Consider the following 24,209-nt stretch of genomic DNA (forward strand, 5'->3'; position numbering starts at 1 on the left):
AGTTGGCGGTCGGTCCTCGGCCAAATCCCTTTCCCCGCGCCCGGGAACAGGAGATCGTATGGACATGAGTGTTCACGCCGATGTGGCTGACGGGGCGGCGGCGCCCCAGCCGTTGCCCGCTTTTGAACCGCCTTACTACGTCGTAGTGTTCAGCTCCGTGCGGACCGAGGGGGACCGCGGGTACGGGGAGGCAGCCGACCGGATGGACGAGCTGGTCAAGGAGATCCCGGGGTACCTCGGGCACGAGTCCGCGCGGACGCCCGGCGGGCTGGGGATCACCGTGTCGTACTTCCGGGACTCCGCCGCCATCGAGCAGTGGCGGTCCGTCGGCGAGCACCGCGCCGTGCAGAAGCAGGGGCGCGCCGAGTGGTACGAGCGGTACACCGTGCACGTGGCGAAGGTCGAGCGCAGCACCGGGTTCGTGCGTGAGTAGCGGCGAAGAGGCGGGGCGCGTTGCCGCGTTCCGCGAGCGGTACCGGCTGCCCGGCCTCGTCGACGTGCACACCCACTTCATGCCCGAGCGGGTGCTCCGCAAGGTGTGGGCGTACTTCGACTCGGCCGGGCCGCTCGTCGGGAGCGAGTGGCCGATCACGTACCGGGAGGAGGAGGGCCAACGGCTCGCCCGGTTGCGGGAGTTCGGGGTGGAGGCCTTCACCTCGATGCTGTATCCGCACAAGGCGGGGATGGCGCGGTGGCTGAACGAGTGGGCCGCCGATTTCGCCGCCCGTACGCCCGACTGCCTGCACACCGCCACCTTCTTCCCCGAGCCGGGCGTCGAGACGTACGTACGCGAGGCGCTGGAGGCGGGGGCGCGGGTGTTCAAGGCGCACGTGCAGGTGGGGGCGTACGAGCCGAACGATCCGCTGCTCGACCCCGTGTGGGGGATGCTCGCCGAGGCCGGCGTGCCGATCGTGACGCACTGCGGGTCCGGGCCCGCGCCCGGCAAGCACACCGGGCCCGAGCCGATCGCGCGGCTGCTCGCCCGGCATCCGCGGCTGCCGCTCGTCGTCGCGCACATGGGGATGCCCGAGTACACGGACTTCCTTGAGCTCGCCGAGCGGTACCGGGAGGTGCGCCTGGACACGACCATGGCGTTCACCGACTTCGTCGAGCGGCAGGCGCCGTTCCCGAAGGGGGAGCTGGGGCGGCTCGTCGAGCTCGGCGACCGGGTGCTGCTCGGGAGCGACTTCCCGAACATTCCGTATCCGTACGTGCATCAGCTGGAGGCCGTCGAGGGCCTTGGGCTGGGGGACGACTGGGTGCGGGGCGTGTGCCGGAACAATGCCGCCGCGTTGTTCGGGCTCGACCCCGGCTCCGGCTGAACCCCGTCGCTCACCGGTTTCTCAGAGTTTTCACAGGTTCGGGAAAGGGCGCTCTCAGAGGCGCGTCGCATCGTTGCACCATGACCGCGACCTCGCCCCAGGGGCGTACCGAACTGCTGAGGCCGGACGGGAGTCCCGTTCGGGTGCTTGTCGTGGACGACGAGCAGTCCATCACCGAGCTGTTGTCCATGGCCCTGCGCTACGAGGGCTGGCAGCTGCGCACCGCGAGCGACGGGAGCGGAGCCGTGCAGACCGCGCGCGAGTTCCGGCCCGACGCCGTCGTGCTCGACATGATGCTGCCGGACATGGACGGGCTGAGCGTGCTCGGGCGGATGCGCCGCGAGCTGCCCGAAGTGCCCGTGCTGTTCCTGACGGCGAAGGATGCCGTGGAGGACCGGATCGCGGGGCTCACGGCGGGTGGCGACGACTACGTGACCAAGCCGTTCAGCCTCGAAGAGGTCGTCGCGCGGCTGCGCGGGCTCATCCGCAGGACCGGCGCCGCCGACCGGCGCAGCGAGTCCGTCCTCGTCGTCGGTGATCTGATGCTGGATGAGGACAGCCACGAGGTGTCGAGGGGCGGCGACAACATCCATCTCACCGCCACCGAGTTCGAGCTGCTGCGCTTCCTCATGCGCAACCCGCGGCGCGTGCTCAGCAAGGCGCAGATCCTTGATCGGGTGTGGAGCTATGACTTCGGCGGGCAGGCGAACGTCGTCGAGCTCTACATCTCGTACCTGCGGCGGAAGATCGACGCCGGGCGCGAGCCGATGATCCACACCCGGCGCGGCGCCGGCTACCTGATCAAGCCGGCCGTGGCCGCCACCGCCTCGTCGTGAAGCGCGGGGGACGGCCGCAGACGCTGCGGACCCGGCTCGTCGTCACGGCCGTCGCGCTGATGGCCGTGGTGGCGGCGGTGATCGGGGTGGTGTCGGCCGTCTCGCTGCACTCGTACCTGTACGACGAGCTCGACAAGCAGGTGCACGGCATAGCGATGCGGGCGGGCGGGCCGAAGGGCGACTTTCCCGGTGGCGGGCCCCTGGGGCAGCACGACTTCGGCAGCCTCGGGTTCGTGACCCTGGGCTCCCCCGAGGGGACCCTCGGCGCCGAGGTCGACGGCGGGCAGGCCACCGACGGCAAGGTGAGCGTCGAGGCGACGAACACCTCCGGCGAGCGGCAGCTGGGGACCGACGAGCTGTCGCAATCCGTGCTCGACGCCCTGGAGGACGTCCCCCAGGTCGACGACGACTCCAAGCACACGGTCGACCTGCCGGGCCTCGGCAGCTACCGCGTCGAGTACGTCTCCTCGGCCGACGGCGACTTCTACGTGGGCCGCCCCACCGCCCAGGTCGACTCCACCGTCAACAAGCTCATCGTCACCGAACTGCTCGTCGCCGCCGCGGCCCTCGTCGCGGCCGGCGCCGCCGGGGCGATCATGGTCGGCGTCAATCTGCGGCCACTGCGCCGCGTCGCCGCGACCGCGACCCGCGTCTCCGAACTCCCGCTGCACAGCGGCGAGGTGACCCTCTACGAACGCGTCCCCGAGTCCGAGGCCGACCCGAGAACCGAGGTCGGCCAGGTCGGCGCCGCGCTCAACCGCATGCTCGACCATGTGCACGGCGCGCTCGAATCGCGCCAGCAGAGCGAGACACGGGTGCGGCAGTTCGTCGCCGACGCCAGCCATGAGCTGCGTACGCCGCTCGCCTCCATCCGCGGCTACGCCGAGCTGACCAGGCGCGGACGCGAGGAGACCGGGCCCGACACCCGGCACGCGCTCGGCCGCATCGAGTCCGAGGCGGACCGGATGACGGGGCTTGTGGAGGACCTGTTGCTGCTCGCCCGGCTCGACGCCGGACGGCCGTTGTCGTACGAGCCGACGGACCTGTCGCCGCTCGTCGTCGACGCGCTCAGTGACGCCCGCGCCGCCGACCAGAGCCATGTGTGGCGCCTCGACCTCCCCGACGAGCCGGCCACCGTGCTCGCCGACTCGGCGCGCCTGCACCAGGTGCTGGTCAATCTGCTGGCCAACGCGCGTACGCACACGCCTCCCGGCACCACCGTCACCGCCCGCGTGCACCGGCACGGCCCCTGGGTCTGCCTCGACGTACAGGACGACGGGCCCGGCATCCCGCCGGAGCTGCTGCCGCGCGTCTTCGAGCGGTTCGCGCGCGGTGATACCTCGCGGTCGAGGAAGGCGGGGTCCACGGGGCTCGGGCTTGCCATTGTGCAGGCGGTCGCGGCGGCGCACGGAGGGTCGGTGACGGTGGACAGCGTGCCGGGCCGCACCGTTTTTACCGTGCATCTGCCGGCCCACGCGGGCGTGCCGGCCACCCGTGCCGACGTCGCGGGGCTCCGCCCCGGGCCCCGCTGCTCAAGCGCCGCAGGGGCTTGAGGGTCGGGGCTCTGCCCCGGGCCCCGCTGCTCAAGCGCCGGCGGGGCTTGAGGATCGGGGCTCTGCCCCGGGCCCCGCGCCTCAAGCGCCGGCGGGGCTTTGAAAATGCACTCACAGGCAGGGCAAAGCTTCACCACACAGCCCTAACAGGGCAGTTGGCGAATGTCGGTGGCATGCAAACCGACTCTTCTCCGGGCATCGACCCCACCGCATCCGCGAGCACCGTCTCCGCGAGGTTCGGGGCGCTGCCGGCGCGGGAGCACCTCCCGGCCGGCAGCGGCGAAGTCGATGTGCCGGTCCTGGACGTTGTCATCCCCGTCTACAACGAGGAGAAGGACCTCGGTGAGTGCGTGCGCAGGCTGCACCACCACCTGGTCCGCACCTTCCCCTACCCCTTCCGCATCACCGTCGCGGACAACGCGTCGAACGACAGCACCCCGCAGGTGGCGCACGAACTCGCCGCCGAACTGCCGGAGGCCAGCTACTTCCGCCTCGAGCAGAAGGGCCGCGGACGCGCCCTGCGCACCGTGTGGTCGGCGTCCGACGCGCCGGTGCTCGCGTACATGGACGTGGATCTGTCCACCGACCTGAACGCCCTCCTCCCCCTCGTGGCGCCCCTGATCTCCGGGCACTCCGACCTCGCGATCGGCTCCCGCCTCGCCCGCGCCAGCCGGGTCGTGCGCGGCACGAAGCGCGAGTTCATCTCCCGTACGTACAACCTCATCCTGCGCGGCTCCCTGCACGCCCGGTTCTCCGACGCACAGTGCGGGTTCAAGGCGATCCGGCGCGATGTCGCGCAGGTGCTGCTGCCGCTGGTCGAGGACACCGGCTGGTTCTTCGACACCGAGATGCTGGTGCTCGCCGAGCGGGCCGGTCTTCGCATCCACGAGGTGCCCGTCGACTGGGTCGACGACCCGAACTCGACCGTGCACATCGTCAAGACGGCGACCGACGACCTCAAGGGCGTGTGGCGCGTCGGCAAGGCCCTCGCCACCGGCTCGCTCCCCCTCGACCGGCTCGCCCGCCCCTTCGGCGACGACCCGCGCGACCGCGAACTCGCCGACGTACCAAAGGGGTTGGCCCGCCAGCTGCTCGGCTTCTGTGTCGTCGGCGGCCTGTCGACGCTGCTGTTCCTGCTGCTGTACTCCGGCTTCCGTACGTTCTCGGGGGCGCAGATCGCCAACGCGCTCGCCCTCTTCGTCTCGGCCATCGCCAACACGGCCGCCAACCGGCGCCTTACCTTCGGGGTGCGCGGCCGGGACAAGGCCGTGCGCCACCAGGCCCAGGGCATCGTCGTCTTCGGCATCGGCTGGGCCCTGACCAGCGGCTCGCTCGCCGCCCTCGACAACGCCTCCGGCAACCCCTCGCACTCCACCGAGCTGATCGTCCTCATCGCGGCCAACCTCGCGGCGACGATCCTGCGCTTCCTGCTCTTCAGGGCGTGGGTGTTCAACGACCAGACCGACCGGGGCAGCGCTGCCCCGGCCCCCGTACAAGAACCCCAGGTTCCGCAGGTGAGGAGCCAGCGATGACCACCGACCTCCGACCCTCGTACGACCCGTCGTACGACACCGCCGCCGAGGCGGCGCCCGCCGAGTCCCCTCCCGGGCCCCGGCCCGCGTTCCTCAAGCGCGTGTGGCGCGGCAGGCCCGAGGACCCGCGCTGGGCCCGCCCGGCCTTCCTCGGCCTGCTCCTCGTGATCGCGGCCGCCTACTTCTGGAACCTCTCCGCCTCCGGCTACGCCAACTCCTTCTACTCGGCGGCGGCGCAGGCGGGCAGCGAGAGCTGGAAGGCGTTCTTCTTCGGCTCGTCCGACGCGGCGAACGCCATCACCGTCGACAAGCCGCCCGCCGCGCTGTGGCCGATGGGCCTTTCGGTCCGCCTCTTCGGCCTCAACTCGTGGGCGATCCTCGCCCCTCAGGTGCTGATGGCCCTCGCCACCGCCGGTCTGCTGTACGGGGCGGTACGCCGCCGCTTCAGCGCCGCGGCGGGACTGATCGCCATGGTGGTGCTCGCGACGACGCCGGTCGCCGCGCTGATGTTCCGCTTCAACAACCCGGACGCGCTGCTCGCGCTCCTGATGACGGCCACGGTCTACTGCGTGCTGCGCGCCATGGAGCAGGGGCGTACGAAGTGGCTGGTCTGGGCGGGCGTCGCCGTCGGCCTCGCCTTCCTCACCAAGACGCTTCAGGCCTTCCTGATCCTGCCGCCGCTCGCGGTCCTCTACGCGGTGTTCGCGCCGGTCCGGGTCCGGAAGCGGTTCGGTCAACTCGCCCTGTCGGCGGTCGCGATGATCGTGTCCGGCGGCTGGTGGGTGGCGATCGTCGAGCTGTGGCCCGCGTCCTCGCGGCCGTACATCGGCGGCTCGCAGAACAACTCGTTCCTTGAGCTGACCTTCGGCTACAACGGCCTCGGCCGCATCAACGGCGAGGAGGCCGGATCCGTCGGAGGCGGCGGTGGTGGCGCCGCGGGCGGTGGCCAGTGGGGCGAGACCGGGCTCACCCGGATGTTCAACTCCGAGATCGGCAGCCAGATCTCGTGGCTGATCCCCGCCGCGCTGATCCTGTTCGTCGCGGGCGTCGTCCTGACGTGGAAGGCACGGCGTACGGACCTGACGCGCGCCGCGTTCCTCGCGTGGGGCAGCTGCTTGCTGATGACCGGCCTGGTCTTCAGCTTCATGGCCGGCATCTTCCACCAGTACTACACGGTGGCCCTGGCCCCGTACCTCGCGGCCGTCATCGGCATGGGCGCGGTGGCGCTGTGGGAGCGGCGGGCGCGGGTGGCCTGGTCGGTGACGCTGGGCGCGGCCGTGGCGGCGACCGCGGTGTGGGGGTACGTGCTGCTCGGCCGGACCCCGGACTACCTGCCGTGGCTGCGGTGGGCGGTGCTCGTCGGCGGGCTCGTGGCGGGCCTCGGCCTCGCCCTCGCGGGCCGCGTGAACCGTCAACTGGCGCTCGGCGCGGCCGGGTTGGGCCTCGCGGCCTCGCTGGCCGCCCCCACCGCGTACACCATCTCGACGCTGAACACCGGGCACACCGGGTCGATCGTGACGGCGGGCCCCTCGGGCGCCAGCATGATGGGCGGCCCCGGTGGTGGCGGCCCGGGTGGTGGCCCCGGTGGCGGCGGCAAGGGCGGCTTCCCCGGTGCCGGTAAGGCGGGCGGAAAGACCGGCGGCAAGGGCGGCTTCCCTGGCGGCGGGATGCCGGGCCAGAACGGCAAGACCGGCCAAGGCGGCCAGAACGGCCAAGGCGGCCAGAACGGCCCGGGCGGCGGGATGGGCCAGCCCCCGAACGGCACCGGCAAGAGCAACGGCAACCAGAAGCAGCGCGGCGCCATGCCCGGCGGCGGAAAGGCCGGAGGCAAGGGCGGCGGCAAGGGCGGCGGCATGGGCGGCCTCCTCAACGGCGCCCAGGTCAGCACCAAGGCCAAGAAGCTCCTCCAGCAGAACGCCGAGGACTACACCTGGGCCGCCGCCACGATCGGCTCGCAGAACCAGTCGAGCTACCAACTCGCCACCGGCGACCCGGTGATGGCGATCGGCGGCTTCAACGGCACCGACCCGTCCCCGACCCTCGCCCAGTTCAAGCAGTACGTCGAGGACGGCAAGATCCACTACTTCATCGGCGGCGACTCCGGCGGCGGCATGGGCGGCTCCGACTCCGGCTCCGCATCGAAGATCACGAAGTGGGTCAAGGCCAACTTCAAGAAGGTGACGGTGGGCAGCGCCACGTTCTACGACCTCACACAGCCCAAGTAGAAGGCCCGGCCGAGGGCCCGGCCGAGGGCCCGGCCGAGGGCCCGGCCGAGAAAGGCACTTGTACGGCGTACAACACATCCTCTACGGTGTACGGGAAACGTCATTCCCGTACACCGTAGAGGAGTGAGTACCCATGGCGCCCACGGCCGACCCGGCCACCGAGGCACCCCAGGTCACGCCCGGCGGCCACCCGCAGCGCTGGCTCATCCTGGGCGTCATCTGCCTCGCCCAGCTGACCGTGCTGCTCGACAACACCGTCCTGAACGTCGCGATCCCCTCCCTCACCCGGGAGCTGCACGCCTCGACGTCCGACGTCCAGTGGATGATCAGCGCCTACTCGCTCGTCCAGTCCGGGCTGCTGCTCACCGCGGGCAGCGCGTCCGACCGCTACGGCCGCAAGAAGATGCTCGCGGCGGGTCTCGCGATCTTCGGCGTCGGCTCGCTGACCGCCGCGTTCGCCGGATCCACCGGGCAGTTGATCGCCGCCCGCGCCGGGATGGGTGTCGGCGGGGCGCTGATGATGACGTCGACGCTCGCGGTCGTGGTGCAGGTCTTCACCGACACCGAGCGCGTGAAGGCCATCGGCCTGTGGGCCACGGTCAACTCGCTCGGCTTCGCCGTCGGCCCGCTGCTCGGCGGCGTGCTGCTGGACCACTTCTGGTGGGGGTCGATCTTCCTCATCAACATCCCGGTCGCGGTCCTCGGCCTGTTCGCCGTGATCACCCTGGTCCCCGAGTCGAAGAACCCGCAGGGCGACCGCCCCGACCTGCTCGGCGCGCTGCTCTCGACGATCGGCATGACCGGCGTCGTCTACGCGATCATCTCGGGCCCCGACGACGGCTGGACGTCGACGCCCACCCTCGCATCGGCCGCGATCGGCGTCGTCTTCCTGGCGGCCTTCGTGACGTGGGAGCTGCGCATCCCGTACCCGATGCTCGACATGCACTTCTTCCGCAACCAGAAGTTCACGGGCGCGGTCGCGGGCGCGATCCTCGTCGCGTTCGGCATGGGCGGCTCGCTGTTCCTGCTCACCCAGCACCTCCAATTCGTCCTGGGCTACGGCCCGTTGGAGGCGGGACTGCGGACGGCGCCGCTGGCCCTGACCATCGTCGCCCTCAACCTCACCGGCGTCGGCGCCAAGCTGCTGCCCAAGATGGGCACGCCGCTGACCATCGCGACCGGCATGACGTGCATGGCGGCGGGGCTCGCCGTGATCGCGCTGCTCGGCGGGGACTCGTACGGCGGGCTGCTGACCGGCCTGATCGTGATGGGCGCGGGCATGGCGCTCTCGATGCCGGCGATGGCCAACGCCATCATGAGCGCGATCCCGCCGGAGAAGGCGGGCGTCGGCGCCGGGGTCAACGGCACCCTCGCGGAGTTCGGCAACGGGCTCGGGGTGGCCGTGCTCGGCGCGGTCCTGAACGCCCGTTTCGCCGCGCTCGTATCGGTCTCCGCGGCCTCGTTCCCCGCGGCGCTCGCGGCGGCGAACTCCGCCGAGGAGAAGGCCCGGATCAGCGACGCCTTCTCCTCCGGTCTGGAGAGCAGCCAACTGGTCGGCGCGGTCGCCGTGCTCGCGGGCGGCCTGCTCGCGGCGGCGCTGCTGCGCAGGGCGGAACGGGCGGAGTCGGTGGCACCGACTTCCGCTTAGCATCGTTGCGGGCGGGGAGCGGTCTCCTACGCGGGCCCGACCCCGCCCGCGTACGAGGAACTCCCGGGAAGGAACGCCATGGCGAAGGCAGCGCGGATGAGCGTCTGGCTCGATGCCGCCGACAACACGGACGGTGGCGCCGCGGAGCCGAGGCCCAGAGCGTCGCGCGGTCGCCGCGCCGAGCAGCCGAGCGGCCTCGACCGGGAGCGGATCACCGAGGCGTCGGTGAAGCTGCTGGGGGCGGAGGGCCTCGCCAAGTTCTCGATGCGGCGCCTCGCGAACGAGCTCGGCGTCACCGCGATGTCCGTCTACTGGTACGTCGACACCAAGGACGACCTCCTCGAACTCGCCCTCGACCACGTCTTCGGCGAGCTGGACATCCCCGACACGGACGCGGGCGCCGAGGATCTCCCGGACTGGCAGACCCAACTGCGCGAACTCGCGGCGACGTACCGGAAGTTGCTGGTCCGCCACCCCTGGATCTCGCCGCTCGTCGGCAACTACCTCAACATCGGCCCGAAGTCGCTGCTGTTCTCGCGCGCGGTCCAGCGGGTCATCGCCCGCACCGGCCTCACGCTGGCCCAGCAGCGCGGCGCGGTCTCCTCCGTCTTCCAGTTCGTGTACGGCTACGGCACCATCGAGGGCCACTTCCGGCAGCGCTGCGCCGAGGTGGGCCTCACCCAGGACGAGTACTTCCACAAGGCGATGGCCCAGTTCAGCGTCCCGGCCGAAATGGCGGACGACTTCCAGCACGCCGAGCGGATGATGGAGGCCGTGGAGGAGGGCGGCGACGTCGACACGATGCGCGACATGGACTTCCAGGTCGCCCTGGACCTCCAGATCGCCGGCATCGAGTCCTTGGTGGCCCGCGGATAGATCAAGCCTCGCCGGCGTTTGAGGCGCGGGGGCCGGGGCAGCGCCCCGAGGCCGCGACGCCGTTGCCGGTTACGCCAGCCGCGCCGGGAACCCACCCGTGGCAACGGGCCCCCACTTCTGAGGCGTCACCCGGATAATCGACTTCCCCTGCTTCCGCATCGCCTCGCGATACTCGTCCCAGTCCGGATGCTCCCCCGAGATGCACCGGAAGTACTCGACGAGCGGCTCGACGGAGTCCGGCGAGTCGATGACCTCCGCCACCCCGTCGACCTGCACCCACGGCCCGTTCCACTCGTCGCTGAGCACGACGAGACTGACCCGCGGATCCCGCTTCGCGTTCCGCGTCTTCGCCCGCTCCGGGTACGTAGAGACAACAATCCGCCCGTCACCGTCGACCCCGCAGGTCAGAGGTGAGGCCTGCGGGGTGCCGTCGGCGCGGGCGGTGATGAGGAGGGCGCGGTGCCGGGGACGTACGAAGTCGAGCAACTCGTCGAGGGACACACGGGTGTTGGTCGCGATGTTCGGAGCCATGCCCCGCACCCTAGGCGCTCTTCGTTACAGAGGAGCCCTTTACAGAGGAGCCCTTCGCTACATCTGCGGCAGCGCGTCGCCCTGCACGGCCTGGATGTCGAGCTCGACCTTCAGCGTCGCGCCGATCGCGGCGATGCCGGCCTGCACGACCTGGTTGTAGTTCATCGCGAAGTCCTCGCGCTTCAGCTCGGCCGTCGCCTTGAACGCCGCACGCGTGCCGCCCCACGGGTCGGCGCCGGTGCCGAGGTAGCTGAGGTCGAGGTCGACCTCGCGCGCCACCCCGTGCAGGCTCAGCTCGCCGTGCACGGTCCAGCGGTCGGTGCCCGCCGGGTCGATCGCGGTGGACCGGTAGGTGATCTCCGGGTACGTCTCCACGTCCAGGAAGTCCGGGGACTTCAGGTGGCCGTCGCGCATGCCGTTGCCGGTGTCGATGGACGCCGACTTGATGACGGCCTCGACCCGCGACTTCTCCGGGTCCTGCGCTATGTCGATACGGGCGGTGAAGTCGGTGAACCGCCCGTGCACGGACGTGATCCCGAGGTGCTGCGCCGTCGCGGCGACCGAGGAGTGCGCCGGGTCGACCATCCACGGTCCCGGCGGCGGCAGTTCGGCCCCGCCCTGTCGGTGCAGCACGATGCTGCCCACGTCGGCCCGCCCGCTCGCCGTCACCATCGCGGTGGACGCGGCGGGGGCATAGCCGACGGCGGTCACGATCACGGTGTAGGGACCGGGGGCGAGCTGGGCCGGGTCGTGCACGGCGCCCTCGTCATCGGCCTCGGCCCGCAGCACCTGCGAGCCGGTCATGTCGGTCACCGTGACGACGGCGTGCGGCAGGGCCCACCCGTCCCGCGTGCGGATCCGCGCGCTCAGTCCCATGCTTTTGCTCTCCTAGCTCAAGTTCATACGTACGTAGAGGCGGGCTGGTCATCGCTCCCTCTACGTGGACGGGCCCCGGTCGGCGTGCGTCTCGGCCGTCCCCTGCCGTTGGCGACGCCGCCGGGTCCGGGGCCCATTCTCACAACCGGGCCTGTGTGCTTCACGTCCGCTCAAAGCGCGAACCACACGTTCAGGTAGGCCCGGGGTCAACTACTCGCCGGGGTGCGCGAGTTCGATGTCGTGGCCGTCGACGCCACTGCCGTTCACGCTCAGCCCGGTGGCCACCGGCGGGTAACCGGTCGCGATGACCGTGTACTCGCCGCCGTCCAGGTCGGTGAAGGCGTACGCGCCGTCCTCGCCGGTGGTGGCGGTCGCGACCACGTTGCCCGCGGCGTCCACCAGCGTGACCCGCGCGTCGTTCAGCGCGCGGCCCGCGGCCCGGATGGTGCCCTGGACCTGGGAGCCGGAGTGCAGGTCGATCTCGACGCGGGTGACGCCCGTGCCATTGACCTCGACCGGCAGCGCGGTCGGCCGGTGACCCGGCGCGTTCACCGCGACGGTGACCGGGCCCGGAACCAGCTCGGCGAAGGTGAACTCGCCGCCCTGGCCGGACTGGCCCGTGGCGAGCACATCGCCGCGCACGTCGGTGACGATGACCATCGCCCCGGCGACCGGCGCCTTGGACTCGCTGGCCCGCACCACACCGGTGAGGCCGCTGGTCCCGCTGAGCAGGATGTCGTACGTGACCGGGTCCTCGCCCACGAGGACCGTGGAGGCCTGCGGCTGGTAGCCGTCGGCCGAGGCGATCAGGACGTAGGAGCCGGCGCCGGGGGCGTCGACACCGTACGAGCCGTCGCCCTGGGCCACGGCGCGGCCGAGCTGGCGGCCACCGAGGGAGATCAGGGTGACCGCGGCGCGCGGCACCGGGGCGGACTCGGCGCCGCGGACGAACCCGCGGACCGGGGTGCCGCCGCCGACGGGCGCGTCGCCACCGGCGGAGGCGACGGCCGCCAGGCGCTGGGTCTGGGTGTCGGCCGCGGGCTCACCCGCACCGACCAGGCTCGGAACCGGCTCCGGCGCGGGGGCGGGAGCGGGGGCAGCGGCCTGGGCCGGGGCGGCGGCGGGCGTCGAATCGCCCTGTGCGGCCTGCTCGAGGGCTCCGGTGGTACGCAGGGGAACCTCCTTGATGAAGATCGTGGCGATGACCGCCAGGAACGCGATGGGGGCGACGTACAGGAAGATGTCGGCGATGCCGTGCCCGTACGCGGCCTCCAGCCAGTTGCGGATCGGGCCGGGCAGCGAGTTCATGTCCGGAAGCGAGCTGCCGCCCATGGACTTGGCGGCCGCGGCCCGCGACTGCGGGTCGAGATCGCCGATCGAGTCCTTGGCGTAGTGGCTGATCCGGGTCGACATGACGGAGCCGAGCGCCGAGACGCCGACCGCACCTCCGAGGGACCGGAAGAAGCTCACGGTGGAGGACGCGGAACCGAGGTCCTGGGGGGCGACCTGGTTCTGTGTGCAGAGCACGAGGTTCTGCATCATCATGCCGACGCCGATGCCCATCAGCGCCATGAAGATCGCGATGTGCCAGTACTCGGTGTCGTAGCGCATGGTGCCGAGCAGACCCAGACCCGCGGTGAGGAAGAGACCGCCGGCGACCAGCCACGCCTTCCACTTGCCGGTCCGCGTGATGATCTGGCCGGAGACGGTGGACGAGACGAACAGGCCACCGATCATCGGGATCGTCATGACACCGGACATGGTCGGCGTCTTGCCGCGCGCCATCTGGAAGTACTGCGAGAAGTACACGGTGCCCGCGAACATCGCGACACCGACGAACAGCGAGGCGAGCGAGGCGAGGGTGATGGTGCGGTTCTTGAAGAGCCGCAGCGGGATGATCGGCTCGCTGGCCTTGGCCTCGATGAGCAGGAAGATCAGCGCGAGCACGATCGCGCCGCCGACCATCGTGTACGTCTGCCACGACAGCCACTCGTACTTGTCGTCGGCGAAGGTGACCCACAGGAGCAGCAGGCAGACCGCGGCGGTGATGAAGAAGGCGCCGGCCCAGTCGGGCTTCACCTTCCGCTTGAGCACCGGCAGGTGCAGGGTCTTCTGCAGCACGATCAGGGCGATCAGCGCGAAGGGCACACCGACGAACAGGCAGTAGCGCCAGCCGAGCCAGTCGGTGTCGGTGATGACGCCGCCGAGCAGCGGACCGCCGACGGTCGCGACGGCGAACGTGGCGCCGAGGTAACCGGAGTAACGACCGCGCTCACGCGGGGCGATCATGGCGGCCATGATGATCTGAGCCAGGGCCGACAGACCGCCGGCGCCTATGCCCTGGATGGCACGGGCGGTGATCAGCATCCCGGGGTTCTGCGCGAACCCGGCGACGACCGAACCGACGACATAGACCAGCAGGGCCGTCTGGACCAGGGCCTTCTTGCTGAATATGTCGGCCATCTTGCCCCAGAGCGGCGTCGTCGCCGTCATCGCGAGCAAGGAGGCCGTGACCACCCAGGTGTAGGCCGACTGGCCACCGTTCAGGTCGCCGATGATCTTCGGCAGGGCGCTGGAGACGATCGTCGACGAGATGATGGCGGCGAACAGGCCGAGCATCAGCCCGGACAGCGCCTCCAGGATCTGTCGGTGCGACATCGCCGCCCCGCCTTCGGGGGCGGCCCCTGAGTGCTTGGGATGGCTGCCCCGCACACCGGCCGGTGTGGTTGTTGCCATGGGATTCCTTTTCTTACTTCTTACGCGGGTGTACGGGTGGTGGCCTGAGCGGTCGACCCGGGGGTCGGCTCAGTGGCGGCCTGCGGAACCGTTGCTCGGGACCCCGTCGTACGGCAGTCGCCGAAGCTGTCGCGCAACCGCGTCATGAGGACGATCAACTGATCGACCTCGTCGTCGGACCAGTCGCTCAGCCGGTCGGCGAGCAGTTGGGTGCTCCGTTCATTGAGCAGGTCCATCTGCTGCGAGCCTTTTTCGGTGAGGCTGAGGATGCGCGAGCGTTTGTCGGCGGGGTCGGGATGGCGCTCGATCCAACCGCGGTCCGCGACGTGTGCCACGTGCCTGCTGGCCACGGACACGTCCACGGCGAGCAGCTCGGCCATGCGGCTCATCCGCATGTCGCCGTAGCGCCTGAGCAGGGTGAGTACCGCGGCCGAACCGGTCGGACAGTCGTGCGGCAGGATCCGCGCCATGTCCCTCTTGACGGCTCCGAAGGCGCTCATCTGTCGCGCCAGCTCGTCGTAGTGACGTTGTGCGGCCACGGCACCTCCTGACCAAAAGATCTTTATTTGTTGCTTAGGGCAACCATAGAAGCGGTTGGTTGCCGCAGGCAAACGAAAAGGGGTGGTCGCGGATAAAATCGCGGCAAAGATCGCGTGCAAATCAGTAAAGTCGCAGCTCAGCTGGTGTGCGCCCGGACTGTGGCGCCGTTCACTGCAATTCGCTAGGGTCCTGCCCCATGGCTAACAACCCCCAAGGCCCCGGCCCCCAGGGCAACCCCGACCCCGCGGGCAACACCCAGATGTTCCGCGCCTTCGTCGACGAGCAGCCTCAGGGGCGCCGCCAGGCGGCGGCCGCCCCCGCGAAGTCAGGACCTGGCGCAGGCCTGATCATCGGCATCGTGCTCGCGGTCATCGTGGTCGCGGCAGTGGCCTGGCTGGCGTTCAAGTAACTCAAGTAAGGCTTCTTCTACTGGAGTTCACTCCCAGTCGACGTCGACGTCCTTCGTCTCCAGGCGCATCCCCAGCGGGACGCGCCAGTCGTCGACACACACGGTCCACGTCTTCCGCTTCTGCTCCCCGGCCCCGATGGGCACGGGGAGCTTCTTGGTGACGTCGATGGTCGCCCAGTCGATGCCCAGCGCGCCGATGACGTGCGTCTCGAACTTCGCGGTGCCCGAACGCACGGCGCTGCCACCGGAGTTGCGCAGGGTCAGCGTCACGTCCTGACACCAGCGCTTGTCCGCCTTCTTGAGGTCGGGGTCGCCGACGAGCTTGAGCTCGGCGGGCCCTGAGGGGGCCGAGGGGCCCGAGGAGGCGGTGTCCCCGCCGCCGGATCCGCCTGAGCCGCCGGAGCTGCCTGAGTCACCCGAGCCGGCGGTGTCGTCGTCGGGGGCGGTGGACTTGGGGGGCTTCCCGGTGGCGGACGGTGTGCCGCTCTCGCCCGGAGTGTCGCCGAGCGGCGGGGTGGCGCTGCCGCCCGCGCCCGGGGCGTCTTCCCCGGCCCTGCCCTTGGCGCCCTTGTCCGACGTGCCCTTGCCGGACGAGCCCGGGGCGCCGGGCGTCGGCGAGTCCAGCGGTACGAGCTCCACCTTGCCGGAGGGCGCGACCCGCTCGCCCGGCTTCGTGGGCGCCGCTCCCGCCGCGCCCACGGCCACGTATTTATCGGGCCCGTCGCCACCGTCGAGGGCGACGACGGCACCCGCGCTCGCGCACACCACGGCGACCGAAGCGGCCCCCACGGCGGCCTTCCTGTGACCGAGCAACCAAGTCCGCAGCATCGCGCCAGTGTGTCTGACGCTCCGTCAAATCGGAAGCCCGTAAAGAGCTTTCGGTTGGCTCGGTCGGTGCTCAGTCGGCGATCAGGCCGTCCCGCAGCTGCGACAGCGTCCGCGTGAGCAGCCGCGACACATGCATCTGCGAGATGCCGACCTCCTCGCCGATCTGCGACTGCGTCATGTTGGCGAAGAACCGGAGCATGATGATGCGGCGCTCGCGCGGCGGCAGCTTGGCCAGCAGCGGCTTGAGCGACTCCCGGTACTCGACGCCCTCCAGGGCGCTGTCCTCGTAACCGAGCCGGTCCGCGAGGGAGCCCTCGCCGCCGTCGTCCTCGGGGGCGGGGGAGTCCAGGGACGAGGCCGTGTAGGCATTGCCCACCGCGAGGCCGTCGACCACGTCCTCCTCGGAGACGCCGAGCACCGCGGCGAGCTCCGGGACGGTCGGCGAGCGGTCCAGCTTCTGGGAGAGCTCGTCGCTGGCCTTGGTCAGGGCGAGGCGCAGCTCCTGGAGGCGGCGCGGCACCCGCACCGACCACGAGGTGTCCCGGAAGAAGCGCTTGATCTCACCGACGACCGTCGGCATCGCGAAGGTCGGGAACTCCACGCCGCGTTCGCAGTCGAAACGGTCGATCGCCTTGATCAGACCGATCGTGCCGACCTGGACGATGTCCTCCATCGGTTCGTTGCGACTGCGGAACCGGGCCGCCGCGTAGCGCACCAGCGGCAGGTTCAGCTCGATCAGGGTGTCGCGGACATAGGCCCGCTCGTTGCTCGTCGCCGATTGCTCGTCGAGCGTGGCAAGACGCAGGAACAGGGAGCGGGACAGGGTGCGGGTGTCGATGGCCCCTGAGGTCCGAGGCGTCCCGGGCACCTCTGGGCTCTCGGCGGCCTGGGCCGGAACCGAGGCGGGAAGAGGAGCGTCGATCAGCGCGGCAGGCGTCTGCTCGCTCATGTCGTCGGTCGCGGCGGACGCGCCGGGCGTGAGCGTGAGCACCTTCGAGCTGCCCTGGTCTGCGGACATGCCACCCCCTTGAGGTCGCGGACGGTCGCGGCGGACGCTCCCGTCAGGTAAGAGCGCAGCCTCCACCTGAATACCGGACGTGGGGCCGCGCCAAACGCCGTTCCAGCAGAATGTCACATGTCGGCAACACGCTGTAGTGACATGTCGACATGTATGGGATGGATCGGTGCAGGAAGCAGGGGGTGTGGCGGAAGGTGGCGCGGATTCTGGCGCGAATGCGCCGTGCGCGCTGTCTACCCGATCGAGCTAGGCATCGATCCTGTTTGCGGAACGAAGTCGAGCGAAGCTGCGGGCGAGGAGCCTTGACACATGCATCTGTGAGACACCCAGTTCCGCGCTGATCTGAGATTGCGTCAGATTGCTGTAGTAGCGCAGCAAAAGGATCCGCTGCTCGCGCTCGGGCAGCTGTACGAGGAGGTGGCGGACGAGGTCGCGGTGCTCGACGCCGTCCAGCTCCGGGTCCTCGTAGCCGAGCCGGTCAAGGAGCCCCGGCATCCCGTCGCCCTCCTGCGCCGCCTCCAGGGACGTCGCGTGGTACGAGCGCCCCGCCTCGATGCAGGCGAGCACCTCGTCCTCGCCGATCCGCAGCCGCTCGGCGATCTCGGCGGTCGTCGGGGAGCGCCCGAAGGCGGTCGTCAGGTCCTCGGTCGCGCTGTTGACCTGCACCCACAGCTCGTGGAGGCGGCGCGGTACGTGGACGGTGCGGACGTTGTCCCGGAAGTACCGCTTGATCTCGCCGACGACGGTCGGCATCGCGAAGGTCGGGAACTGCACGCCGCGGTCCGGGTCGAAGCGGTCGATGGCGTTGATCAGGCCGATGGTGCCGACCTGGACGACGTCCTCCATCGGTTCGTTGCGGCTGCGGAAGCGGGCCGCGGCGTAGCGCACCAGCGGCAGGTTCGCCTCGATCAGGGCGCCGCGCAGCCTGGAGTGCTCGGGGCTGCCCGCCGGGACCTCCTTGAGCTGGGCGAAGAGGACCTGGGTCAGAGCACGGGCGTCGGCGCCCCTGCTCTTCGCGGGCGTGGGCGGTGCTTCTTGAGGCGCAGTACTGGCCGGCACGGTCAACTCCACCTCTGTTTCCGTCAACTCATCGGTCAAAAGCGGTCATAGCATCACAAGACATGTGCACTGTGTGCAAGCACCGCATAACTACGTGTTGATGGGTCGGTTGGGGTGCGAGACGCACGAAAGCCCCTCACCGTTCCGGTGAGGGGCTTCGGCCGCGGCGGCTCAGAACTCGTAGTCGGCGATCACCCACGTGGCGAACTCGCGCCACATGGCGACGCCCTCCTGGTGCGCGGGGTGCTCGATGTACCGCTTCAGGGCCTCGGTGTCCTCGACGGCCGAGTTGATCGCGAAGTCGTAGGCGATCGGCCGGTCGGTGATGTTCCAGTCGCACTCCCAGAACGTCAGCTCCGGGATCTTCTCGCCCAGCGCGCGGAAGGCCTCGACACCGGCGGCCACGCGCGGTTCGTCACGGCTCACGCCGTCGTTGAGCTTGAAGAGGACCAGATGGCGGATCACGGATGCTCCCTGGGGCTACTTCCCACCGTTGACGACCCAGGTCATGAAGTCGCCTATGGACTGGGCGGCGGACGATACGCCTTCGAACCCTATCTGGACGTAGTCGGCGGCCTTGGCGGGGTCGGTGATGATCACGTAGAGCACGAAGACCACCCCCACGAAGAGCGCGATCTTCTTCGACTGCACCACGATGGCCTCCCCGTGCCCGCGTCCGTAACCCCTGTGGCCCCTGTTTGCCGGCGGTGAGTCTAACGCGGGCGATCACTCATGTGACTTTTAAGGACCAACGGCCTCCTGTTATGGGTCCTTTGCCGCCGCTCCGAGCCCCCGCAAAGGCGCAGGATTGGTGATGAGCCCGGAGGGTCTGGCAGGAATCCGAAGGGCTGGGACGTGACCCCGACTGCGGGGTCCGCGCCGCGGCTTCCCCCCAGAAGCGGCGCGGGCTACGGGAGTCCGTCCTCATCGGGGGGAGTGGTTTGTCCCCCCGATACCACTCCCCCCGTCCCGAACGGGACGTGAAGGCTCCGGCACCTTTCGACGGGTGTCGGGGCTTTTCCGTGTTTCGGTCTTCACTCGCCGTGCCGGCGCAGGATCATGGGCGCGCCTACAGGACGAGCGCGAGGAGAGACAACCCATGGCCAACCAGACCCAGGCCCTCGGAAGAGGCGTCACCACAGGTGCGGAGAGCTTCTGGTACATCCTCGGGTGCATCTCGTTCGGAGCCGCCTACTTCGCGAAGGTCCCCACGAAGAAGGCCCTCAGCGAGTACGGGCTCTGCGAGATGACCAGCGCCGAGAAGTTCTGGTACGTGCTGCAGAACATCTGCTTCGGCTCCGGCTACCTGGCCAAGGTCCCGGTGAAGAAGGCGCTGTCCGAGGTCCGCCTCGGAGGCGAGCAGCAGCAGTACCAGTACCCGCAGCAGGCCGGCTGAGCGAGCGGTCGAGCGCGGCCGAACGCGGCCGGGCAACGCGAAGGGGCGGATCCTTTTCGGATCCGCCCCTTCGTCTGTGAGCGGTAGCGGAGGGATTTGAACCCTCGGAGAGTTTCCCCTCACTCGCTTTCGAGGCGAGCTCCTTCGGCCGCTCGGACACGCTACCGAGAGGAACTCTAGCCCATGGTGGGCCGTGGTCCGAAATCCGTATCCCTGAAGAAGCGGGTGAGGGGCTCGGCGCACTCCCGCGCGAGTACTCCGGAGACCACTTCGGGCCTGTGGTTGAGCCGTCGATCGCGGATCACGTCCCACAGCGAACCGGCCGCGCCCGCCTTCTCGTCGAGGGCTCCGTAGACGACCCGGTCGACGCGGGACTGCACGAGGGCGCCCGCGCACATCGTGCACGGCTCCAGGGTGACGACGAGCGTGCACCCCGTGAGCCGCCACTCGCCCACCTCCCGCGCGGCCCTGCGCAGCGCCAGTACCTCGGCGTGCGCGGTCGGATCGCCGGTCAGCTCGCGTTCGTTGTGCGCTCGGGCGAGCACCGTGGTCCCGTCCGGCGCCAGGACGACGGCGCCGACGGGCACATCGCCGCCCGCCGCGGCGAGCCCGGCCTCGGCCAGGGCGAGCCGCATGGACGGCGACCACGGGTCTCGTACGGGATCGGGGACGGCGGCGGCGTCGGGGGCGGGGCCGGGAACGGGGTCGGAGGGTGTCACGGCGAGGAATCTATCGCCGCGTCGGTCAGCGCACCGTTTCGAGGACCTCCGACGCTCCCAGGGCGTCGGCGATCTCGCCCAGCGCGTCCGCCCCGTCGAGGGTGAGCAGTTCCTTCTCGGGGACGCCCAGGTCGGCGAGGACCTCGCTGTCGCCGAGCGGGCCGGGCGGGACCACCTCGGCGCCCGCGTCCTCCTCCTCCTCGGCCCCGTCCTCGTCGTCCGGTTCGCCGTCCTCCGTACCGTCCAGGTTCAGGGCGTCCAGGTCGTCGACCGCGTCCGAGCCGTCCGGGGCCTTGCCGAGCAGTTCGTCGGTGAGCAGGATCTCGCCGTAGCTGCTGCGGGCGGCCGCGGCCGCGTCGGAGATGTAGATGCGAGGGTCCTCCTCGCCGTCCACGCGGACGACGCCGAACCACGCGTCCTCTTGTTCGATGAAGACGAGGACCGTGTCGTCCTCTGCGCCGGCCTCGGCCGCCGCCTCGCGGGCCAGGTCGGACAGGTCCGACAGGGTCTCCACGTCGTCGAGCTCTGTGTCGCTCGCTTCCCACCCGTCTTCGGTGCGCGCGAGCAGTGCGGCGAAGTACACCGTGACTCTCCCACTGGTCTCAGGTGTGCCGGTCGGGATTCCCCCCGGCGGGGTTGTGGAGGCGGGGAGTGCAGTTCAAGCCCCGCCCACTCGGAATCGTGGCAGAAAGTCCGGCTCCAAGAGAGGTCTTCCGCGCGCTGTGTTCGTGGCGCGTCCTTCGCGGGGTCCTTCGGCGGGGCGACCGACGGGGCTCGTCACCAGCGAAACGTGCGCATGCGCATCTGCTGTCGCATCCGTGCCGCCCGGGCGCGGCGCGGCTGGACCCGGGCGCGCAGCTCCCGCGCCTCCGTCAGCTCGCGCAGGAAGAGGGCGCGCCTGCGCCTGCGCTCGGCGTCGGTCTCCGGGCCTGACCCGGAGTCCGGGGGCGGGTCGGGCTCCGCCGCCTTCGGCTCCCGCTCCGGTCCCGTACCGACTGCCTTCGGCTCCCGCTCCGGTCCCGTACCGACTGCCTTCGGCTCCCGCTCCGGTCCGGCTGCGGCCCCCCGCGACCCCCGGTCGGGCCGTGCTCGACGCTGCTCGTCCGCCATCGGCCACACCACCCCAGTCCGCCCAGTCGGCTCCTGTTCGGCGAGTCCTTTCCACCTTCCCCCCGGACCGGCCGTTGATGCCACCGCGCGGGGGAGCGGGCGGCTCCGTGACCCGGTTACTGTTGAGGACATGCGGATCCACGTCGTCGACCACCCGCTGGTGGCGCACAAACTCACCACTCTGCGCGACAAGCGCACCGACTCCCCGACCTTCCGGCGCCTCGCCGACGAGCTGGTCACCCTGCTCGCGTACGAGGCGACCCGGGACGTGCGCACCGACCAGGTCGACCTCGACACCCCCGTCGCGCGGACGACCGGCGTCAAGCTGTCCTACCCGCGCCCGCTGGTGGTGCCGATCCTGCGCGCCGGCCTCGGCATGCTCGACGGCATGGTGCGCCTCCTGCCGACCGCCGAGGTGGGCTTCCTCGGCATGGTCCGCAACGAGGAGACGCTGCAGGCGTCCACGTACGCGACGCGGATGCCGGACGACCTCTCCGGCCGCCAGGTGTACGTCCTGGACCCGATGCTCGCCACGGGCGGCACGCTCGTCGCGGCGATCCAGGAGCTCATCAAGCGCGGCGCCGACGACGTCACGGCCGTGGTGCTGCTCGCCGCCCCCGAGGGCGTCGAGGTCATGGAGCGCGAGCTGGCCGGCACCCCGGTCACCGTCGTGACGGCCTCGGTCGACGAGCGGCTCAACGAGAACGGGTACATCATCCCGGGCCTCGGCGACGCGGGGGACCGGATGTACGGCGCGGCCGAGTAGAGACTTTCCTACGAGAAGGGCCGGGTCCACGAACGCGGAGCGTTCGTGGACCCGGCCCTTCTCTTCGTCCTACCGGCAGCCCGCGGACGCGCTCGGCTCCGGCTTCGGGTGGCTGAGCGCGGTCAGCGCCTTGTCGGCGGCCGGCTTCTTCGTGAGCTTCTTGAAGCCGGAGCCGATGATCAGGTCGACCTCGGTCGGCTTCGTGCGCTTGTCCGTCTTCAGGTCGGCGCCGGTCAGCTGCGTGCCGAGCACCGGGAGCGCGGCGTCGGTGGCCGCGGAGGCGCCGAGCAGTATGCCGGGCCCCTTGACCTTCTTGTCGTAGGCCTTCGTGGCGTTGCCCACGTCGCCGATCTTGAAGCCGCGCTTCTTCAGCTCGTCCGCGGTGTCCTTGGCGAGGCCGCCGCGGGCGGTGGCGTTCAGGACGTTCACGGTGATGTCGGAGGGCTTCGGCAGCTTCTGCGCCGCCTTGCCCGGGGAGGGCGAGGCGCTCGGCTTCTTCTCGCAGGCGCCCGACTTCGCCCCCGCGGCGCTGGCCTTGTCGCCGCCCGTGAACACGTCGACCAACTGGAACGAGCCCCAGCCGATCAGGGCGATCGCGGCGACGGACGCGACGACCGCGAGCACGATCCTGCTGCGCGGGCGACCGCGCCGCATGCGGGGGTACTTGTCCCCTGTGATGCGGTACTTGCCGCCCATGCCGGGTGGAGTGAGCATGCTCATGGGCGCAGCGTAATGCTGTGCGGCGACGATGCCTATTAAATGATCACGGTCAGTCGCTCAGTCCAACCCAAAAGGGCCAATACGGACTTGAGGCGCCGTCAGCCGGGCACGAAGATCGGCCGGGGTTCAGCCGAGGATCAGCCGAGTTCGAGGACGCGGGCGTGCAGCACCTGGCGCTGCTGGAGCGCGGCGCGCACGGCGCGGTGCAGCCCGTCCTCCAGGTACAGATCGCCCTGCCACTTCACGACATGGGCGAAGAGATCGCCGTAGAACGTCGAGTCCTCGGCGAGCAGGGTCTCCAGATCGAGCTGGCCCTTGGTCGTCACCAGCTGATCGAGGCGGACCGGGCGCGGCGCGACGTCCGCCCACTGCCGGGTGCTTTCCCGGCCGTGGTCGGGGTACGGCCGGCCGTTTCCGATGCGCTTGAAGATCACACGGAAAGCCTACCGGGCGAGGCTCTCCGGGCGCAGCCTTGGGGACGCAGTGCGACGTCGGTAAATAACGTGCTTAACCGGTGCCAACCAGGTCCAGTCGAGCCGTTCACAGGGGCCTGAAATGAGTGGCGCCGCACGTGAGTTGGTCGAAAGGAGGCGTGTCGGCGGCACTTCCGGGGTAGTGGCGCTCGCCGCGTTGACGGACGGCTCCCCGCGCCCGGTGCGAGGGCGCGGGGAGCCGACTTCAGCGGGCGTCCTTCTTACGCCGCGGGGGCTGGTCCTGAGGAGCGGCGGGCGGGGGCGTCCGCTCCTTCGCGGCACGCGCGGCCTCCGCGCGCATCAGGGCGCGCAGCAGCGCGTAAGGGTCCTTGGGCATGGGGGTGCCGTCCTTCCGACGTCGTGCGTGAGTACGAACAGGTCCGGGGCGGGACCTGTCAGCAGCGCAGGACGACGGTGCGCAGGGCGCGGTGGAACGGCGGTGCGGGGTGCGCCGCGGTGTCGGGGCGCGAGACGAGCAGGGGGCACGGCGGGGCGCTCGGCGGCGGAGCCGTGAGAAGCCGGACCGGGTGGCCCGTGGGAAGCCGGAGCGCCTCATCGGAGGCGTCCCGGGAGCCCTCGCCCGGCTCGCAGGAGGAGGCGACGGCGGCGGGCGGCGGCGCCGATGCCTCGGCGGGGGCGACGCCGAGCGGCGCGAGCAGCAGCGCGACCACCAGCACGAGCGCACGCGCCATGGCCCGGACACGGGGTCCCGGCCCGGCGGCGGACACGGCGGCACTCATGCCCCGTCATCTGCCCACCCCCGACCACGACGTGATCCACACACCCCCAGATCCGCCCTCACGGGTTACCGCCCCCGCACCCGGCTGACACACCTTTCAGCCCCGCCCGGCAACGACAGCCCCGCCGGCGTTTGAGGCGCGGGGTCCGGGGCAGCGCCCCGTGTCCGTAACGCCGGTTCGGCAAATCCAGCCTCGCCGGCGTTTGAGGCGCGGGGTCCGGGGCGGAGCCCCGTGTCCGTAACGCCGGTTCGGCAAATCCAGCCTCGCCGGCGCTTGAGGCGCGGGGTCCGGGGCAG

27 protein-coding genes and 1 tRNA gene are annotated in these 24,209 nt (G+C 70.5%); 11 read left to right on the forward strand and 17 right to left on the reverse strand.

The features are described from left to right. Positions 1–64 precede the first annotated feature (64 nt). From RBJ65_RS14025 to RBJ65_RS14060, 8 genes are all read left to right on the forward strand, one after another. Complete coding sequence (locus tag RBJ65_RS14025; protein ID WP_372341464.1) at positions 65–433, forward strand: antibiotic biosynthesis monooxygenase; 369 nt, start codon at positions 65–67, stop codon at positions 431–433. Beyond that, a complete protein-coding gene (locus RBJ65_RS14030; protein WP_306324075.1) occupies positions 426–1,322 on the forward strand; it encodes an amidohydrolase family protein in 897 nt (298 codons plus the stop codon). The genes RBJ65_RS14025 and RBJ65_RS14030 overlap by 8 nt, the downstream gene beginning before the upstream one ends. 80 nt (positions 1,323–1,402) lie before the next feature. After that, complete coding sequence (locus RBJ65_RS14035) at positions 1,403–2,158, forward strand: response regulator transcription factor (RefSeq protein ID WP_306324076.1); 756 nt, start codon at positions 1,403–1,405, stop codon at positions 2,156–2,158. Then, the gene (locus RBJ65_RS14040) at positions 2,155–3,711 is read left to right on the forward strand and encodes an ATP-binding protein (protein ID WP_372341465.1); all 1,557 of its coding nucleotides are present in this window, start codon (positions 2,155–2,157) and stop codon (positions 3,709–3,711) included. Before RBJ65_RS14035 ends, RBJ65_RS14040 begins: the two co-directional genes overlap by 4 nt. A 173-nt stretch (positions 3,712–3,884) precedes the next feature. Continuing rightward, positions 3,885–5,243: a bifunctional glycosyltransferase family 2/GtrA family protein gene (locus RBJ65_RS14045; RefSeq protein ID WP_306324077.1), complete on the forward strand. Its 1,359-nt coding sequence runs from the start codon at positions 3,885–3,887 to the stop codon at positions 5,241–5,243. After that, positions 5,240–7,468, forward strand: a complete 2,229-nt coding sequence (locus RBJ65_RS14050) for a glycosyltransferase family 39 protein (RefSeq protein ID WP_306324078.1) — start codon at positions 5,240–5,242, stop codon at positions 7,466–7,468. Before RBJ65_RS14045 ends, RBJ65_RS14050 begins: the two co-directional genes overlap by 4 nt. A gap of 133 nt (positions 7,469–7,601) precedes the next feature. Beyond that, the gene (locus tag RBJ65_RS14055; RefSeq protein ID WP_306324079.1) at positions 7,602–9,116 is read left to right on the forward strand and encodes an MFS transporter; all 1,515 of its coding nucleotides are present in this window, start codon (positions 7,602–7,604) and stop codon (positions 9,114–9,116) included. Positions 9,117–9,194: 78 nt separating this feature from the next. Next, positions 9,195–9,992 carry a TetR/AcrR family transcriptional regulator gene (locus RBJ65_RS14060; protein WP_306324080.1) on the forward strand — a complete coding sequence of 266 codons (798 nt, stop codon included), beginning with the start codon at positions 9,195–9,197 and terminating at the stop codon, positions 9,990–9,992. A 69-nt stretch (positions 9,993–10,061) separates the two neighbouring features. Here RBJ65_RS14060 and RBJ65_RS14065 read toward each other — a convergent pair whose 3' ends face one another. From RBJ65_RS14065 to RBJ65_RS14080, 4 genes are all read right to left on the reverse strand, one after another. Then, positions 10,062–10,523, reverse strand: coding sequence for a PPOX class F420-dependent oxidoreductase (locus tag RBJ65_RS14065; protein WP_306324081.1), 462 nt, complete (start codon positions 10,521–10,523; stop codon positions 10,062–10,064). 57 nt (positions 10,524–10,580) lie between these two features. Further along, complete coding sequence (locus RBJ65_RS14070) at positions 10,581–11,399, reverse strand: YceI family protein (protein WP_306324082.1); 819 nt, start codon at positions 11,397–11,399, stop codon at positions 10,581–10,583. Between the two features lie 210 nt (positions 11,400–11,609). Continuing rightward, positions 11,610–14,135 carry an MFS transporter gene (locus tag RBJ65_RS14075; RefSeq protein ID WP_306324083.1) on the reverse strand — a complete coding sequence of 842 codons (2,526 nt, stop codon included), beginning with the start codon at positions 14,133–14,135 and terminating at the stop codon, positions 11,610–11,612. A gap of 20 nt (positions 14,136–14,155) precedes the next feature. Continuing rightward, positions 14,156–14,674, reverse strand: coding sequence for a MarR family winged helix-turn-helix transcriptional regulator (locus tag RBJ65_RS14080; RefSeq protein WP_306324084.1), 519 nt, complete (start codon positions 14,672–14,674; stop codon positions 14,156–14,158). 197 nt (positions 14,675–14,871) lie between these two features. On the opposite strand from RBJ65_RS14080, the gene RBJ65_RS14085 reads away from it, so the two are divergent. Continuing rightward, the gene (locus tag RBJ65_RS14085) at positions 14,872–15,084 is read left to right on the forward strand and encodes a hypothetical protein (protein WP_306324085.1); all 213 of its coding nucleotides are present in this window, start codon (positions 14,872–14,874) and stop codon (positions 15,082–15,084) included. 27 nt (positions 15,085–15,111) lie between these two features. Here the strand turns inward: RBJ65_RS14085 and RBJ65_RS14090 are convergent, their stop codons facing one another. The 5 genes from RBJ65_RS14090 to RBJ65_RS14110 all read right to left on the reverse strand — a co-directional run bounded on the left by RBJ65_RS14090 (position 15,112) and on the right by RBJ65_RS14110 (position 18,643). Continuing rightward, positions 15,112–15,873: a hypothetical protein gene (locus RBJ65_RS14090; protein ID WP_306324086.1), complete on the reverse strand. Its 762-nt coding sequence runs from the start codon at positions 15,871–15,873 to the stop codon at positions 15,112–15,114. A gap of 109 nt (positions 15,874–15,982) precedes the next feature. Beyond that, positions 15,983–16,930: an RNA polymerase sigma factor SigF gene (locus RBJ65_RS14095; protein WP_306324087.1), complete on the reverse strand. Its 948-nt coding sequence runs from the start codon at positions 16,928–16,930 to the stop codon at positions 15,983–15,985. A gap of 246 nt (positions 16,931–17,176) precedes the next feature. Beyond that, positions 17,177–18,001, reverse strand: coding sequence for an RNA polymerase sigma factor SigF (locus RBJ65_RS14100; RefSeq protein WP_306324088.1), 825 nt, complete (start codon positions 17,999–18,001; stop codon positions 17,177–17,179). A gap of 159 nt (positions 18,002–18,160) precedes the next feature. Then, positions 18,161–18,454: a Dabb family protein gene (locus RBJ65_RS14105; protein WP_306324089.1), complete on the reverse strand. Its 294-nt coding sequence runs from the start codon at positions 18,452–18,454 to the stop codon at positions 18,161–18,163. Positions 18,455–18,469: 15 nt separating this feature from the next. After that, entirely contained in the window at positions 18,470–18,643 is a 174-nt protein-coding gene (locus RBJ65_RS14110; protein ID WP_306324090.1) for a hypothetical protein, read from the reverse strand. Between the two features lie 445 nt (positions 18,644–19,088). On the opposite strand from RBJ65_RS14110, the gene RBJ65_RS14115 reads away from it, so the two are divergent. Further along, positions 19,089–19,385, forward strand: a complete 297-nt coding sequence (locus tag RBJ65_RS14115) for a hypothetical protein (RefSeq protein ID WP_306324091.1) — start codon at positions 19,089–19,091, stop codon at positions 19,383–19,385. Between the two features lie 81 nt (positions 19,386–19,466). Here the strand turns inward: RBJ65_RS14115 and RBJ65_RS14120 are convergent. The 4 genes from RBJ65_RS14120 to RBJ65_RS14135 all read right to left on the reverse strand — a co-directional run bounded on the left by RBJ65_RS14120 (position 19,467) and on the right by RBJ65_RS14135 (position 21,214). Then, positions 19,467–19,551: transfer RNA gene (locus tag RBJ65_RS14120), tRNA-Ser, on the reverse strand. A 10-nt stretch (positions 19,552–19,561) separates the two neighbouring features. After that, positions 19,562–20,020 (reverse strand): tRNA adenosine(34) deaminase TadA, encoded by a 459-nt coding sequence (tadA, locus tag RBJ65_RS14125; protein ID WP_306324108.1) that lies wholly within the window; start codon positions 20,018–20,020, stop codon positions 19,562–19,564. Positions 20,021–20,129: 109 nt separating this feature from the next. Next, on the reverse strand, positions 20,130–20,687 hold the full coding sequence (locus RBJ65_RS14130) for a hypothetical protein (protein ID WP_306324092.1): 558 nt from the start codon (positions 20,685–20,687) through the stop codon (positions 20,130–20,132). A 194-nt stretch (positions 20,688–20,881) separates the two neighbouring features. Continuing rightward, complete coding sequence (locus tag RBJ65_RS14135; protein WP_306324093.1) at positions 20,882–21,214, reverse strand: hypothetical protein; 333 nt, start codon at positions 21,212–21,214, stop codon at positions 20,882–20,884. A gap of 130 nt (positions 21,215–21,344) precedes the next feature. Between RBJ65_RS14135 and upp the strand changes: the two genes are divergently transcribed. Further along, on the forward strand, positions 21,345–21,980 hold the full coding sequence (upp, locus tag RBJ65_RS14140) for a uracil phosphoribosyltransferase (RefSeq protein ID WP_306324094.1): 636 nt from the start codon (positions 21,345–21,347) through the stop codon (positions 21,978–21,980). Positions 21,981–22,049: 69 nt separating this feature from the next. Here the strand turns inward: upp and RBJ65_RS14145 are convergent, their stop codons facing one another. The 4 genes from RBJ65_RS14145 to RBJ65_RS14160 form a co-directional block, all read right to left on the reverse strand. Next, positions 22,050–22,700 (reverse strand): LytR C-terminal domain-containing protein, encoded by a 651-nt coding sequence (locus tag RBJ65_RS14145; protein ID WP_306324095.1) that lies wholly within the window; start codon positions 22,698–22,700, stop codon positions 22,050–22,052. 137 nt (positions 22,701–22,837) lie between these two features. Then, positions 22,838–23,134, reverse strand: a complete 297-nt coding sequence (locus RBJ65_RS14150) for a type II toxin-antitoxin system VapB family antitoxin (protein ID WP_003955420.1) — start codon at positions 23,132–23,134, stop codon at positions 22,838–22,840. 244 nt (positions 23,135–23,378) lie between these two features. Beyond that, positions 23,379–23,510 (reverse strand): hypothetical protein, encoded by a 132-nt coding sequence (locus RBJ65_RS14155; protein ID WP_306324096.1) that lies wholly within the window; start codon positions 23,508–23,510, stop codon positions 23,379–23,381. A 58-nt stretch (positions 23,511–23,568) separates the two neighbouring features. Continuing rightward, a complete protein-coding gene (locus RBJ65_RS14160) occupies positions 23,569–23,913 on the reverse strand; it encodes a hypothetical protein (protein ID WP_306324097.1) in 345 nt (114 codons plus the stop codon). Positions 23,914–24,209: the final 296 nt, after the last annotated feature.

The sequence above is a fragment of the Streptomyces sp. KL109B genome (genome assembly GCF_030766935.1).
Lineage (GTDB): Bacteria > Actinomycetota > Actinomycetes > Streptomycetales > Streptomycetaceae > Streptomyces.